Origin of the sequence: Gemmobacter fulvus (assembly GCF_018798885.1) — a bacterium.
GTDB lineage: Bacteria > Pseudomonadota > Alphaproteobacteria > Rhodobacterales > Rhodobacteraceae > Gemmobacter > Gemmobacter fulvus.
Window position 1 is genome coordinate 962780 of the sequence record NZ_CP076361.1, and the last position, 14751, is coordinate 977530.

The following is a 14751-nucleotide window of genomic DNA, read 5'->3' on the forward strand; positions in this document are numbered from 1 at the left end:
ATGGGTGGTTCAGCGCAGCACACATTCGGCATAGATCATCGCCTCGTCATCGCCGCTGCCATACAGCATCATGGCGGTGTCACCCTTGGTCCACCACACAAAGGGCAGTGCCGGATCGACCGACAGATAACGCGCGCCCGACGCGCTTTGTGCAATCGAAAACCCGATCTGCCGCCCCTCGAAGCCCAGCACGGCGAAGCTGTCGGCCCCAATGTTGATATAGGTGGCCAAGACCTGCGCACCACGATCACAGTGATAGGTCTGTGTCAGCAGATCGGTCGCTGGTTGTGCAGGCTCTGGCGCGGTATCGGCCAGAACCGGCAGGGCAAAGGACAGGGCGATGGGCGTGATCAGGCGCAGCATAGGATCCTCCGGCGAGCTCTGCGGCAGACTACCGGCGCGCCGTCGTCCCCGCAACGCCATGGCCCCGCCCCTGCCCTGACGTTACAGCGCCGGATCGCTGCCGCTGCGCACCAGCCCGGTCAGATCGCCCAGTTTTTCACGCTGCCGTCCCTCGGGGCTGAAGTTCTCGGGGGCCAGCCACGCCCGGAACGCCTCGCGCAGGCCCGGCCATTCGCTGTCGATCACCGAAAACCATGCCGTATCACGGTTGCAGCCCTTGGTGATCATATGCTGCCGGAAGATGCCTTCAAAGCTGAACCCCAGCCGCTGTGCGGCCCGGCGCGACGGCATGTTGAGCGCGTTGCACTTCCATTCATACCGGCGATACCCCGCATCAAAGGCCCATTGCATCATCAGGAACATCGCCTCGGTCGTGGCGCAGGTCTTTTGCAGTTCGGGGGCGAAACACAGATGCCCGACCTCGATCACGCCATGGCCCTGATCAATCCGCAGGAACGAGGCCTGCCCGGCGGCATGGCCCGTGGCCAGATCGCGCAGCGCGAAAAACACCGGATCGCGGCTCGCCTCATGGTCCTTCACCCAGCGATGATAGGCGGCGGTCGAGGTGAAGGGGCCATAACCAAGGTAATCCCACACCGCATCATCCGCCGCAAAGGCACGGTGCAGATCGGCGGCGTGCAACTCGGCCTCCAGCGGTTCAAGCTGCACATGCGCCCCGCGCAACAGCACACCGGACGGATGCGGCGGTGCCTTGAACCCATCCAGCCGTGCCCCGATATCCCGCGCCTGCATCCCGCTCTCTCCCGCATTTTCGCCACGTTAGGCGGCAAAGATGCAAAGCGCAACGGGCCGCGCTCAGCGCAGAAGGCCGGGGTCGTCCTGCATGCTCAGCCCCGGAAAGACCGCGTTTTCCAGAACCGAGCGGTCCAGCCCATAGAGCCCGCGCATCGCCCAGGCGGCCCAGTGGCGCACATCGGTCGTGGGCATCAGGTCGCGCCGGTCATAAAGATCGGCTTCGGCCAGCCCGGGCCAGCGGCCCATCACCCGCCCGCCTTTCAGCGCCCCCCCCGCCAGAAGCATCGCGCCGCCCGTGCCATGGTCGGTGCCGCGCGTGCCGTTTTCGGCGACGGTGCGCCCGAATTCCGTCATCGCCAGCACCAGCGTGCGGTCCCAATCGCCCGCCAGCCCACTGCGCAATTGCAGCACCAGCCGCTCCAGCCCGGTCAGGCTTTGCCCCAGAGACCCGCGCTGCGCACGATGCGTATCCCAGCCCGACAGCGAAAACGCCGCGATGCGGGTTTCTCCGCGCAGCCGCTCTGCCGCGAACTGCGCCAGTTTGTCGAGATCGGCCAGCCGCTTCGGGGCCTTGGCCGCGCCCGCCTGCATCGTCTCGCCCGACATCCGGTCCAGATCCATCTCGGCGGCCAGTTCCATCGCCTCCTGCGCCGCATCACGGAACAGATCGTCGTCGTGATAGATATGTTCCAGCAGCAGGCGGCTTTGTGGCGTCAGCGCCAGTTTCAGATCGGGGGTCCAGTTGCGAACGGTGGCCGCGCCCGTCAGCAGCGGCAAAGCCTCGCGCCCCACGGCATAGGCGGTTTCGGCGGTCAGGCCCGGCACCACCTGCAACATACGGTTCAGCCAGCCATCGCGCACTTCGGCCTGCGGCACATCCAGCCCGGTGCCCGCCTCCAGAATATCCTGCCCGTCAAAATGGCTGCGTTTGTCGCGGTAAGGGGTGGAGGTCGCATGCACAAAGCCCAACTCGCCCTTCTGCCACAGTGGCAGCAGCGCGGCGAGATTGGGGTGCAGGCCGAAATAGCCGTCCAGTGTCTGTGCCCCGGTCTGCACGCCAAGGGTGGGGCGATAGCGGGTGAACAGCGGATCGCCCAGCGGCTGCACCGCATCCAGCCCGTCCATCGCCCCGCGCAGGATCACCACCACCAGCCGGTTTTCGCCCAAGGCCGGGGCCCCGGCGGCCAGCGTGACCGTGGTCAGCAGCGGATGCGCCGCCGCCGAACAGCCAAGCAAGGTGGCAGCGCTGCCGCGCAGAAACAGTCTCCGGTTCAGATCTGTCATCTTCGCCTCCTCAGCGCCGGTTGAATTCGGGCGAGGCGAGCACAAGCCCCACCCCTTCGCGGATGGATTCCGATCGGGCCGCCGCAATGCGCAGCGGCTCTCCTGCCAGACCGCCCAGACATTGATCCAGCAGGGCGCGCGGATCAGGCATACCGCCTTCGACCAGCAGCCCCGGCACCTCCATCGCCCAGGAGATACGCGCCGCCAGACCCTGCGGAGAAATCCACGCGGCAGCAGCTTCGGGCCAGCCATCGGGGCCACGCGGGCGCGCCCAGGGCTGGCCCATCGCCGCCAGCGGATCGCGCAACAGCCGTTGAAACGGCTTGGGGGCCATCCGCATCACCTGCGCCCCGCCCAAGTTCAGCGCCCGCAGGCTGGCCACCAGAAACTCACCCGGTTGCCGCGCCTTCACGCGCGGCTCAGCAAAGGCGGATGCGTCGGTCAGCATCACCTCATAAACCGGCAGAAGCGCCGTATCGTGGCGCAGATAGGCCTCGGCCATCCGCTCCACCAGTTGCTCATCCGGCGTGTCGGTCAGGAAATGCACCGCCAGCTTGCGCGCAAGATGGCGGGCGGTATCGGGCCTGCGCGCCAGATCATCCAGCGCCGCCAGAACAGGCGCCATGCCCTCGCCCGCATACCGGGTGCCCAGCACGGTTTCCGGCCCCGGCTCGGCCTGACGCGGGTGGAACACCTGCCCGACGCCCGGCTCGAAGGCCACGCCGGTCAGCAGCTCTGCCAACTGCCGCACATCCTCTTGCGCGTAATCTGCCCCGACGCCCAGCGTGTGCAGTTCCACCAATTCGCGCGCGAGGTTTTCGTTCAGCCCGGTCTTGCGGCGCTTGCCCGCAGGCGACCCCGGGCCCATTGAGGTCGACTGGTCCAGATAGAGCAGCATTGCCGGATGCAGCACGGCGGCGCGCAACAGCGCGCTGAACCGCCCGGCCAGATGCGGCCGCAGTGCGTGATCGGTCATTCCGCCCGGAAAACCGCGATCCTGCCGCGACTTGGCCATGGTGGTGAAATGATCACTCCAGAACCACGACAAGCGTTCGCGAAAGGCATCGGGTGAATCCAGCGCGCGGGCAAAGAACAGCCGGGCATGTTGCGCTTCCTGCCGGTCGACCTGTCTGGCCAGACCATTATAGGCTTCGCGCAACACCTTGTCGTTGCCGGATTTTCGCACGGCCCGGCGGGCAATCAGCGCCTCATGGTGCAGCGACAGGATCTCGTCTTCGCTGGGACCGGGCCAGAGCGCCATACCCTGATCGGGGCCGGACAGCGCCGCCAGAATCGCCTCGGGCGTAGTGGCGGCGGACCGGGCCTGCGGCAGGCCAAACCCAAATCGGAACGCGGCAATTTCGGAAGGATCAGGCATCGGGCTCTCCGTCGGGGCAAGCGCGCAGGCGCCCGCACAAGCGTCTGTCCCCTAGATAACCCTCGGCCTGCCAGATGTAAGCCCTTGCGCCATCACCGCCCTGTGCGGCGGCGGCTTTTTGCCCGGCCCGATCAGGTCAGAACCGGAAGCCGTGCGGGTAATCATGCAGCCCGTCAAAATCGGCCTTGCCGATCTCCAGCCCCTGCGCGCGCAGCACGGCAAAGGCCATGCTGGCATGGAACAGGAAATTGGGCATGCCGAACAGATGCAGGAAGGTCGCGCCGTCCTGATGCAATTCGGCAAAACCGGCGCGATGGCGGATCATGCGCGCCTCGGCGCCGGTGAAATCCGCCGGGTCCAGCGCGGCGAGTGCGGCCCGGGTTGCCACGATCCGGCGCAGCAGGCCGATACGGTCCATACCGTGATCGGCATCGGCGGGCACCGCTTGCCCCGCCAGCGGACAGGCCACCCGCAGCGCAAAGCCCGCCGCCGTGGCAATCTGCTGCCCGGCGGTGAACATATCGGGGGCAAGCCGCGCCCCCAATATCGCCTCACGGCCTTTGGTGCGCTCCACCATGGCCTCCATCTGCCCAAGATAATGGGCAAAGACCGGAACCGAGGCAGAGAACAGCGGCGGTGTCACTCTTTGGGCACCACCCGCAGGTTCAGCTCGCGCAGCTGCGCGTTCATCGGCTCGGACGGCGCGCCCATCAGCAGGTCTTCGGCGCGCTGGTTCATCGGGAACATGATGACTTCGCGGATATTCGCCTCATCCGCCAGCAGCATCACGATCCGGTCGATGCCCGCCGCACAGCCACCATGGGGCGGCGCGCCGTATTTGAACGCCTTGACCATACCGCCAAAGCGCTTTTCGACTTCGGAGTTAGGATACCCGGCCAGCTCGAACGCCTTGAACATGATTTCCGGCTTGTGGTTGCGGATGCCGCCGGAAATCAGCTCATAGCCGTTGCAGGCCAGATCATATTGATAGGCATAGACATTCAGCGGGTCGCCGTTCAGCGCCTCCATCCCGCCCTGCGGCATCGAGAAGGGGTTGTGGCTGAAGTCGATCTTGCCGTCGTCGGTTTTCTCATACATCGGGAAATCGACGATCCAGGCGAATTTGAAGCAATTCTGCTCGGTCAGGCCCAGCTCACGCCCGATCTCGTTGCGGGCACGGCCTGCGACCGCCTCGAACTGCTCGGCCTTGCCACCGAGGAAGAAGGCGGCGTCGCCGACGCCAAGGCCGAGTTGCTGGCGGATCGCTTCGGTGCGCACTGGGCCAATGTTTTTCGCAAGTGGACCGGCTGCTTCAAATTCACCAAAATATGCCTGCGTCAAGAAACGGACACGCTCCAGATCGTTAGCTTCCAAAGCCGCAACGATTTCTGCAATGCCCAGTTTATCGGTCAAAACACTCAGCTTATCTAGAAGGCTATTGTGAGCAATTCTATCCTCTTCAGATATGCCCATTAGCGCAGCGATAACAGGAGACATATGGTCATCGTCGACCGCAATCTCTTCCCGCTTGCGCCAGAAGATATACCCCATGCCCGGCAGGCCCTCTTTCTGGGCGTAGGCGTTCATGCGGTCACAGAACTTGCGGCTGCCGCCGGTCGGGGCCGGAATGGCGCGCACTTCGGTGCCCTCCTGCTCCAGCAGCTTGGCGAAGATCGCAAAGCCCGAACCCCGGAAATGTTCCGAGACATCCTGCATCTTGATCGGGTTGCGCAGGTCGGGCTTGTCCGATCCATACCATTTCAGGCTGTCGCGATAGGCGATGCGGGTCCAGTCGGAATAGACCTTCTTGCCCGGCGCGAATTCCTCGAAAATGCCCTGAATCACCGGCTGCACGGCGGCGAACACGTCTTCCTGCTCGACAAAGCTCATTTCGATGTCGAGCTGATAGAAGTCGGTCGGGCTGCGGTCGGCGCGCGGGTCTTCGTCGCGGAAGCAGGGCGCGATCTGGAAATAGCGGTCAAAGCCCGCCACCATGATCAGCTGCTTGAACTGCTGCGGCGCCTGCGGCAGGGCATAGAACTTGCCGGGATGCAGGCGCGACGGCACCAGAAAATCGCGCGCGCCCTCGGGCGAGGAGGCGGTGATGATCGGCGTCTGAAATTCGTTGAAGCCCTGATCCCACATCCGGTTGCGGATGGAGCGCACGACATTGGAGCGCAGCATCATGTTGCTGTGCAGCTTGTCGCGGCGCAGGTCGAGGAAGCGATAGGTCAGCCGGGTTTCCTCTGGGTAATCCACTTCGCCAAACACCGGCATCGGCAGTTCGGCGGCCTCGCCCAGCACGCGCATCTCGCGGGCATAGACCTCGATCTGCCCGGTGGGCAGCTTGGGGTTCACCAGCGACGGGTCGCGCGCCTTCACCAGCCCGTCGATGCAGATCACCCATTCCGCGCGCACGGTGTTCAGACCGGCAAAGGCGGGGCTGTCGGCATCGGCGATGACCTGGGTGATGCCATAATGGTCGCGCAGGTCGATGAACAACACGCCACCATGATCGCGCACCCGATGCACCCAGCCTGCCAGCCGGATATTCTGGCCCACATGGTCCGAGTTCAGTTGCGCACAAGTATGGCTGCGATAGGCGTGCATCACGCTCCCCTTCCCGAGGCTTCAAATCCTGATGCGCCGATACACACCGGGGCAAGCCTCAAGTCAACCCCACCGCCTTAGTGGCTCGCGTCCTTAGTGGTTCGCGTCAGCCCAGCCAGCGCGCCTCCATGCGCCCGCGCAGCGCATTGCCGACCCAGAGCCGCACCTGCCCCAGATCCTCGGCGCGCAGCACCGCCTCGCGGCAGCCCTGCGCGATCATCTCGGCCCGCAGCACACCGGGCAGCAATCCGCAGGCAAGGGGCGGGGTGCAGAGCCCCTGTCCCCGGTCAAAGAAGATATTGGTGATCGTGCCTTCACAAATCTCGTCCCGGGTATTGCGGAAGATCAACTCCTCCACCCCCTCGGGCAAGGCGGCGCGGGCGCTGTCATAGACCGCGCGGCGGGTGGATTTCACGGCCAACCAGGGATCATCCGGGGTCAGCACCGCCTGCGCCAGTGCCAGACGCCAGACCGGCTGCGCCGCAGGCAGGGCCGCCGCCGTCACTGCCACATCGCCCGCAGCGCCCAGCGTCAGCCGCACCCGCGCCGCGCATTCGGGCGCAGGCAGGGCGGCGCGCACCGTCGTCATATCACAAGCAAAGCCCAGCCGCCGCGCCGAGGCCGACAGCCGCGCCAGATGCCCCCCCAGCCGGGGATAGGCCGTACCATCCCACAGCAGGGTTTCGATCAGGCGGACCGGGTCAGCCCCGCCGCATAGCGTGCTTTCCAATGCGCTTCCTCCCATTCGCCCGAGGCGGTGCTGTCATAGACAACGCCGCCGCCGACATTCAGCACCACTTGGCTGCCGGTGATCGACAGCGTGCGGATCCCCACATTGAAGGCCGAGGCCCCGTCCGGCCCCATCCAGCCGATTGCGCCGCAATAAACGCCGCGCGGATGCGGCTCGACCTCGCGGATGATCTCCATCGCGCGGATCTTCGGCGCGCCGGTGATCGAGCCGCAGGGGAACAGCGCGGGCATCAGCCGCGCCATCGCCGGCGGTTCCAGCAACTGCCCGACAACACGGCTGCTCATCTGATGCAGTGTGGCAAAGGCCTCAACCGCGAACAGCTCCGGCACCCGGACCGAGCCGACTTCGGCCAGCCGCGAGATGTCATTGCGCAACAGATCCACGATCATCAGGTTCTCGGCGCGGGTCTTTTCCGAGTGATAGAGCTCTGCCGCAAGCTCGGCATCCTCTTGCGGATCGGCCCCGCGCGGGGCGGTGCCCTTCATCGGCCGCGCCTCGATCCGACCCGCAGCCGAACAACTGAAGAACAGCTCGGGGCTGCGCGACACGATCACCGGCCCGGTGCCGAGATCCAGATAGGCCCCCAGTCCCACGCTTTGCCGCGCCCGCAGCGCGCCATAAAGACCCAGCGGCGTGCCGGTCAGCGAGGTCTGCATCGGAAAGGTGAGGTTGATCTGATAACAGTCCCCGGCGGCGATATAGGCGGCCACCGTCTCGAAGGCCGCCCCATAAGCGTCGCGGCTGACCATCGGCTGCAAGGGGGCCAGATAAACGCCGGGGGCCGCCGCTGCCGCCGTGGCCAGGGCCGCCGCCGCATCCTGCGGCGCGTCATAGATGCCAAAGGCCAGCAGCGGATGCGCCCGCTCCGCCGGCATCAGTGCGGCCAGCTTGTCCTCCAGCGCATAGCCCGCTTCATAACTGACATAGCCCGCCACCCAGGCCCCGGCTGCGCGGGCCGCATCCAGCCGGGCCAGCGCGGGCAGCACCGCGTCGGCGGCCTCGGCCACCACCACCTCACGCGGGGCATCGAACAGCGCAGGCCGCCCCGAAGGGCCATGTTCAAGCAGGATCACCGCAGCACGCTCCGATCTGGTTTCTGCCCCTGATCTAGCATCGCCCCCCGTCCCCTGCCAGCCCACAGGCGGCGCGTCGGCGCGGCAAGCCGTCATTCGCCCTTGCGCCCCGGTGCGTCCTGATTATAACGCCGTCAATTTGCGCTTCGCCATCGAATCCAGATTGCCGCCGCCCAGACGGGTTGCGGCCTGCACGCACACACGACGTACACACGGGGTCCGCCATGCCGAAAAGAACCGATATCTCCTCCATCATGATCATCGGCGCGGGCCCTATTGTCATCGGGCAGGCCTGCGAGTTCGACTATTCCGGCGCACAGGCCTGCAAGGCGCTGCGCGAGGAAGGGTACCGGGTTGTGCTGGTCAACTCCAACCCCGCCACGATCATGACGGATCCGGGTCTGGCCGACGCCACCTACATCGAACCGATCACCCCCGAAGTGGTGGCCAAGATCATTGAAAAAGAGCGCCCCGACGCGCTGCTGCCCACCATGGGGGGCCAGACCGGGCTGAACACCGCGCTGGCGCTGGCCGATATGGGCGTGCTGGAAAAGTTCAATGTGCAGCTGATCGGTGCCAACCGCGACGCCATCGAAATGGCCGAGGACCGTAAGCTGTTCCGCGAGGCGATGGACCGCATCGGGCTTGAAAACCCCAAGGCCACCATCATCGCGGCCCCCAAGCTTGCCTCGGGCAAATATGACATCGCCTCGGGCGTGGCCGAAGCCATGCGCGCGCTGGAATATGTGGGCCTGCCCGCCATCATCCGCCCCGCCTTCACGCTTGGCGGCACCGGCGGCGGCGTGGCCTATAACCGCGACGATTACGAGGCGATCTGCCGGTCGGGGCTGGAAGCCTCGCCCATGGCACAGATCCTGGTCGATGAATCGCTGCTGGGCTGGAAGGAATACGAGATGGAGGTGGTCCGCGACAAAGCGGATAACGCCATCATCGTCTGCGCCATTGAAAACATCGACCCGATGGGCGTGCATACCGGCGACAGCATCACCGTGGCCCCGGCCCTGACGCTGACCGACAAGGAATATCAGATCATGCGCAACGGCTCCATCGCCGTGCTGCGCGAGATCGGCGTGGAAACCGGCGGGTCAAACGTGCAATGGGCGATCAACCCCGCCGATGGCCGCATGGTGGTGATCGAGATGAACCCGCGCGTGTCGCGGTCTTCGGCGCTGGCCTCCAAGGCAACCGGCTTCCCGATTGCGAAAATTGCGGCGAAACTGGCGGTGGGCTATACGCTCGACGAGTTGGACAATGACATCACCAAAGTCACCCCCGCCTCGTTCGAGCCGTCGATCGACTATGTTGTCACCAAGATCCCGCGCTTTGCGTTTGAAAAATTCCCCGGCTCGGAACCCCATCTGACCACCGCGATGAAATCGGTGGGCGAGGTGATGGCGATTGGCCGCACCATCCACGAATCGCTGCAAAAGGCGCTGGCCAGCCTGGAAACCGGGCTGAGCGGCTTTGACGAGATCGAGATTGTCGGCGCACCGGACCGCGCGGCGATCTTCAAGGCGCTGTCCCTGCAAACCCCTGACCGGATCCGTGTGATTGCCCAGGCGATGCGCCACGGGCTTTCGGATGCCGACATCAATCAGGCCACCGCCTTTGACCCGTGGTTCCTCGCGCGTATCCGCGAGATCATCGAGGCCGAGGCCGAGATCCGCAAATCCGGCCTGCCCGTCACCGCCGAAGGCCTGCGCGATCTGAAAATGCTGGGCTTCACCGATGCCCGTCTGGCCAAGCTGACCGGACGGGACGAGGCGCAGGTGCGCCGCGCCCGCCGCAATCTGGGCGTGAAGGCGGTGTTCAAACGCATCGACACCTGTGCGGCCGAGTTCGAGGCGCAGACCCCCTATATGTATTCCACCTATGAAGCCCCGGCGATGGGTGATGTGGAATGTGAATCCCGCCCCTCGACCGCCAAGAAAGTCGTCATCCTTGGCGGCGGCCCGAACCGGATCGGGCAAGGTATCGAATTCGACTATTGCTGCTGCCATGCCTGCTACGCGCTGACGGCGGCGGGTTATGAGACCATCATGGTCAACTGCAACCCGGAAACCGTGTCGACCGACTATGACACCTCGGACCGGCTGTATTTCGAACCGCTGACGCTGGAACATGTGCTGGAAATCCTGCGGGTGGAGCAGGAAAACGGCACCCTGCATGGCGTGATCGTCCAATTCGGCGGCCAGACCCCGCTGAAACTGGCCAATGCGCTACATGAAGAAGGCATCCCGATCCTTGGCACCACGCCGGATGCGATTGATCTGGCCGAGGACCGCGAGCGGTTCCAGAAACTGCTGAACGATCTGGGCCTGAAACAGCCGGTGAACGGCACGGCCCGCTCGCGCGATGAGGCGTTCGGTATTGCGGCGCAGGTCGGCTATCCGCTGGTGATCCGCCCGTCCTTCGTGCTGGGCGGCCGCGCCATGGAAATCGTGCGCGACGATACCCAGCTGGAACGCTATATCCGCACCGCCGTGCAGGTCTCGGGCGACAGCCCGGTGCTGCTGGACAGCTATCTCTCCGGCGCCATCGAGGTGGATGTCGATGCGCTCTGTGATGGCGAGGCCGTGCATGTGGCCGGCATCATGGAACATATCGAAGAAGCGGGCGTGCATTCGGGCGACAGCGCCTGCTGCCTGCCGCCGCACAGCCTGTCGGCAGAAACCGTCGAAGAGCTGAAGCGCCAGACCGTGCTGATGGCCCGCGCGCTGCATGTGGTCGGGCTGATGAACGTGCAATTCGCCATCAAGGACGGCGTGATCTTCGTGCTGGAGGTGAACCCGCGCGCCAGCCGCACCGTGCCCTTCGTGGCCAAGGCGACCGACAGCGCGATTGCCGCGATTGCCGCCCGCCTGATGGCCGGCGAGCCGCTGTCGAACTTCCCCGAACGCGCCCCCTATGCGCAGGGCGTCGGCCCCGACACGCCGCTGCCGCTGGCCGATGCCTTCACGCTGGCCAATCCGATCACGCCCTGGTTCAGCGTGAAAGAGGCGGTGCTGCCCTTCGCCCGCTTCCCCGGCGTCGATCCGCTGCTTGGCCCGGAAATGCGCTCCACCGGCGAGGTGATGGGCTGGGACCGCACCTTCGCGCTGGCCTTCCTCAAGGCGCAGATGGGCGCGGGCATGACCCTGCCGGAAACCGGCCGGGTGTTCCTGTCGGTGAAGGACATGGACAAGACCGAAGCGCTGGCCGAAGCCGCCCGCGACCTGATCGCCATGGGCTTTGACATCACCGCAACGCGCGGCACCGCCAGCTGGCTGACCGGGCTTGGCATCAAGGCCAGCACGGTGAACAAGGTCTATGAAGGCCGCCCGAACATCGTGGACGCGCTGAAGAATGGCGATATCGCGCTGGTGATGAACACGACCGAAGGCAATCAAGCCGTGACCGACAGCCGCGACATCCGCCGCGTCGCGCTGATGGACAAGATCCCCTACTTCACCACCGCTGCGGCCAGCATTGCCGCCGTCGCCGCCATGAAGGCGCGCGGCGAAGGCTATGGCGTGCGCACGCTGCAAGGCTGACCGCCCGTCCAAGACCTTGCAAGACCCGTCGCACCCCGCGGCGGGCCTTGTGGACAAATCGCCGCACTCCGCCCCCTGCGGCAGTCCGCCGCCCGCGCCTGCCGCTGCCGCAGCGCCATTCTGCCCGGATTTATCGCCCGACGCCCCTGCCCCACAGCCCTTTTCCGCCTGTATCGGGCCGCAGCGCCACCACAGGCCCGCAACAGTGCCTTGCCCAAACACCCGCCACGCCCTAAACAGCGCAGCACAGGGGAGAGCGCCAGAACAAGCCGCCGCGGCAGATCTCAGACAAGGGCGTCAGGTTGCATATGAAGACATCATCGGAAACGGCACCCGCCGGGCGCGTGCGTCAGGCAAAGGATTGGGTTCAGGTTCTTGCGAAATACCGCGAACCCTCCACCCGGCGCAGCATCCTGGAACTGGTGGCCACGGTGGTGCCCTTCCTGCTGCTCTGGACGCTGGCCTGGCTGTCGATGATGATCAGCTATTGGCTAACCCTCGGCATCGCAGTTCTGAATGGCCTGTTTCTGGTGCGCCTGTTCTGCATCCAGCACGATTGCGGCCATGGCTCGTTCTTCAAAAGCCGGACGGTGCAGGATTGGGTGGGCCGCTGCCTGGGCGTGCTGACGCTGACCCCCTATGATGTCTGGCGGCGCACCCATTCCATCCATCATGCCCAGCATGGCAATCTCGATCAGCGCGGGATCGGCGATGTGCTGACCCTCACGGTCGAGGAATACCGCGCCCGGGGCCGCTTTGGCCGCCTGATGTACCGGCTCTACCGCAACCCGCTGGTGCTGTTCGTGCTGGGACCAAGCTATCTGTTCATCCTGCAGAACCGGCTGCCGCTCGGTCTGATGACCTCGGGCTGGCGCTACTGGCTGTCGGCCATGGGCACCAATGCGGTGCTGGCCATCATTCTGGGGCTGATGATCTGGCTCGGCGGGCTGATGCCGCTGCTGCTGATCTATCTGCCCACCTCGATGATCGCGGGCACCATTGGCGTCTGGCTGTTCTATGTGCAGCACCAGTTCGAAGAAACCCATTGGGCGAAGGGCGATGACTGGCAGCTGCACGAGGCGGCGCTGGCTGGATCGTCGCATTATGTGCTGCCGCAACCGCTGCGCTGGCTGTCCGCGAATATCGGCATCCACCATGTGCACCACCTCTACAGCCGGATCCCCTTCTACCGCCTGCCGGAAATCCTGCGCGATTATGCCGAACTGGCCGAGGCACAGCGCCTGACCCCGCTGGAAAGCCTGCGCTCGGTCAATATGCACCTGTGGGACGAAAAGCTGGGCCGCCTGCTGTCCTTCCGCGAGGTGCGCAGCCTTTACGGCGTCGCCTGAGACCCCTTCGGGCGCAAGGGACAACCCGGCTTGCAGCTGCCGCAACGCGCGCCCATTCTGCGCAGCAACAAGGACATGGGGTAGCAGATGATTCCGGTGCAGGGTTTTGCAGGACAAAAGGTTGCGGTTCTGGGGCTGGGCCGCTCAGGTCTGGCCACCGCACGGGCGCTGGTGGCAGGTGGCGCAGAGCCGCTGCTCTGGGATGACAGCGCCGAGGCGCGCGGCAAGGCCGAAGCCGAAGGCTTTACCTGCACCGACCTGCTGCGCCATGGCGCGATGGACGGCGTGGCCTGCCTGATCACCTCTCCGGGCATCCCGCACCTTTACCCAAGCCCCAACAAGGTGATTGCCCGGGCGATGGCGCTCGGCATCCCGGTCGACAATGACATCGGCCTGTTCTTCCGCAGCTTCGCAACCGAGGTCTGGGGCGATTTCGACACCGCCCCGCGCGTGGTCTGCGTCACCGGCTCCAACGGTAAATCCACCACCACGGCGCTGATCCACCATATCCTCCAGGTCGCCGGACGGCCCACCCAGATGGCGGGCAATATCGGGCGCGGCGTGCTCGACATCGACCCGCCGCAGGATGGCGAGGTGATCGTGCTGGAGCTTTCCAGCTATCAGACCGATCTGGCGCGTGCCCTGACCCCGGATGTGGCAGTGTTCACCAATCTGTCACCCGATCATCTGGACCGGCACAATGGCATGGGCGGCTATTTCGCGGCCAAGCGGCGGCTGTTTGCCGAAGGTGGCCCCGACCGCGCGGTGATCGGCATGGACGAGCCCGAAGGCCAGTATCTCGCCAATCAGATGGGCGAAGGTCCGGCGGATGACCGGGTGATCCGCATCTCCTCGGGCAGCAAGCTCGAGGGTTTCGGCTGGTCTGTCTTTGCCCGCAAGGGCTTCTTGTCCGAATGGCGCAAGGGCAAACAGATGGCGAGCCTGGATCTGCGCACTGTGGCAGGCCTGCCCGGTGCCCATAACCACCAGAACGCCTGCGCCGCCTATGCTGCCTGCCGCGCGCTGGGGGTGGCCCCGAAACTGATCGAACAGGCCTTCCACGCCTTCGCGGGCCTGCCCCACCGCAGCCAACTGGTGGGCGAACGGGGTGGCGTGCGCTTCATCAATGACAGCAAGGCCACCAATGTCGATGCGGCGGCCAAGGCGCTGCAAGCCTTCCCCAAGATCCGCTGGATCGCAGGCGGCATGGGCAAGGACGGCGGCATAGCCGCCCTCGGGCCGCATCTGGGGTCGGTGGTGAAGGCCTATCTCATCGGCCATTCCGCCCGCGATTTCGCGTTGCAACTTGGCACCGTGCCCGCCGAGATCTGCGAAACCATGGCGCAGGCCGTGGCACAGGCCGCCGCCGAGGCCGAGCCCGGCGAGGTGGTGCTGCTGGCCCCAGCCGCTGCCAGCTTTGACCAATATCCGAATTTCGAAAAACGCGGCGAGGATTTCACCGCACGGGTCAAAGCCCTGCTGGGCTGACCTTCTGCCATTTGCAATTTGCCCAAATACTCCCGCCGGAGGCCCCTGAGGGGGGCCGCCGCAAGGCGGGGGCCCGAGGCAAAAGCAATGCGGGGCCCACTGGGCC

Annotated in this window: 11 protein-coding genes; 3 read left to right on the forward strand and 8 right to left on the reverse strand. The window is 65.4% G+C overall.

All coding sequences use genetic code 11. The features are described 5' to 3' along the window. Positions 1–9 precede the first annotated feature (9 nt). The 8 genes from KM031_RS04760 to KM031_RS04795 form a co-directional block, all read right to left on the reverse strand. A complete protein-coding gene (locus KM031_RS04760) occupies positions 10–363 on the reverse strand; it encodes an MliC family protein (RefSeq protein ID WP_215503402.1) in 354 nt (117 codons plus the stop codon). An 81-nt stretch (positions 364–444) separates the two neighbouring features. Further along, positions 445–1155, reverse strand: coding sequence for a GNAT family N-acetyltransferase (locus tag KM031_RS04765; RefSeq protein ID WP_215503403.1), 711 nt, complete (start codon positions 1153–1155; stop codon positions 445–447). Between the two features lie 63 nt (positions 1156–1218). After that, complete coding sequence (locus KM031_RS04770; protein WP_215503404.1) at positions 1219–2442, reverse strand: DUF1501 domain-containing protein; 1224 nt, start codon at positions 2440–2442, stop codon at positions 1219–1221. Positions 2443–2452: 10 nt separating this feature from the next. Then, entirely contained in the window at positions 2453–3820 is a 1368-nt protein-coding gene (locus KM031_RS04775) for a DUF1800 domain-containing protein (protein WP_215503405.1), read from the reverse strand. A 136-nt stretch (positions 3821–3956) separates the two neighbouring features. After that, on the reverse strand, positions 3957–4463 hold the full coding sequence (locus KM031_RS04780; RefSeq protein WP_215503406.1) for a DUF1993 family protein: 507 nt from the start codon (positions 4461–4463) through the stop codon (positions 3957–3959). Continuing rightward, the gene (aspS, locus tag KM031_RS04785) at positions 4460–6430 is read right to left on the reverse strand and encodes an aspartate--tRNA ligase (protein WP_215503407.1); all 1971 of its coding nucleotides are present in this window, start codon (positions 6428–6430) and stop codon (positions 4460–4462) included. The genes KM031_RS04780 and aspS overlap by 4 nt, the downstream gene beginning before the upstream one ends. 106 nt (positions 6431–6536) lie before the next feature. Continuing rightward, positions 6537–7160, reverse strand: a complete 624-nt coding sequence (locus tag KM031_RS04790; RefSeq protein WP_246566782.1) for an aminotransferase class IV family protein — start codon at positions 7158–7160, stop codon at positions 6537–6539. Continuing rightward, a complete protein-coding gene (locus tag KM031_RS04795; protein WP_215503409.1) occupies positions 7118–8254 on the reverse strand; it encodes an aminodeoxychorismate synthase component I in 1137 nt (378 codons plus the stop codon). Before KM031_RS04795 ends, KM031_RS04790 begins: the two co-directional genes overlap by 43 nt. Before the next feature lie 224 nt (positions 8255–8478). Here KM031_RS04795 and carB point away from each other — a divergent pair, with 224 nt between their 5' ends. From carB to murD, 3 genes are all read left to right on the forward strand, one after another. Then, positions 8479–11808 carry a carbamoyl-phosphate synthase large subunit gene (gene carB, locus KM031_RS04800; protein WP_215503410.1) on the forward strand — a complete coding sequence of 1110 codons (3330 nt, stop codon included), beginning with the start codon at positions 8479–8481 and terminating at the stop codon, positions 11806–11808. 308 nt (positions 11809–12116) lie between these two features. Then, on the forward strand, positions 12117–13157 hold the full coding sequence (locus KM031_RS04805; protein WP_215503411.1) for a fatty acid desaturase: 1041 nt from the start codon (positions 12117–12119) through the stop codon (positions 13155–13157). Positions 13158–13244: 87 nt separating this feature from the next. Further along, positions 13245–14645: a UDP-N-acetylmuramoyl-L-alanine--D-glutamate ligase gene (gene murD / locus KM031_RS04810; RefSeq protein WP_215503412.1), complete on the forward strand. Its 1401-nt coding sequence runs from the start codon at positions 13245–13247 to the stop codon at positions 14643–14645. The last annotated feature ends 106 nt before the right edge of the window (positions 14646–14751 follow it).

Bases quoted from the DNA above. Each gene is read 5' to 3' on its own strand.
- KM031_RS04760 (WP_215503402.1), bottom strand. From the start codon at position 363: ATGCTGCGCCTGATCACGCCCATCGCCCTGTCCTTTGCCCTGCCGGTT.
- KM031_RS04765 (WP_215503403.1), bottom strand. From the start codon at position 1,155: ATGCAGGCGCGGGATATCGGGGCACGGCTGGATGGGTTCAAGGCACCG.
- KM031_RS04770 (WP_215503404.1), bottom strand. From the start codon at position 2,442: ATGACAGATCTGAACCGGAGACTGTTTCTGCGCGGCAGCGCTGCCACC.
- KM031_RS04775 (WP_215503405.1), bottom strand. From the start codon at position 3,820: ATGCCTGATCCTTCCGAAATTGCCGCGTTCCGATTTGGGTTTGGCCTG.
- aspS (WP_215503407.1), bottom strand. From the start codon at position 6,430: ATGCACGCCTATCGCAGCCATACTTGTGCGCAACTGAACTCGGACCAT.
- carB (WP_215503410.1), top strand. From the start codon at position 8,479: ATGCCGAAAAGAACCGATATCTCCTCCATCATGATCATCGGCGCGGGC.
- KM031_RS04805 (WP_215503411.1), top strand. From the start codon at position 12,117: ATGAAGACATCATCGGAAACGGCACCCGCCGGGCGCGTGCGTCAGGCA.
- murD (WP_215503412.1), top strand. From the start codon at position 13,245: ATGATTCCGGTGCAGGGTTTTGCAGGACAAAAGGTTGCGGTTCTGGGG.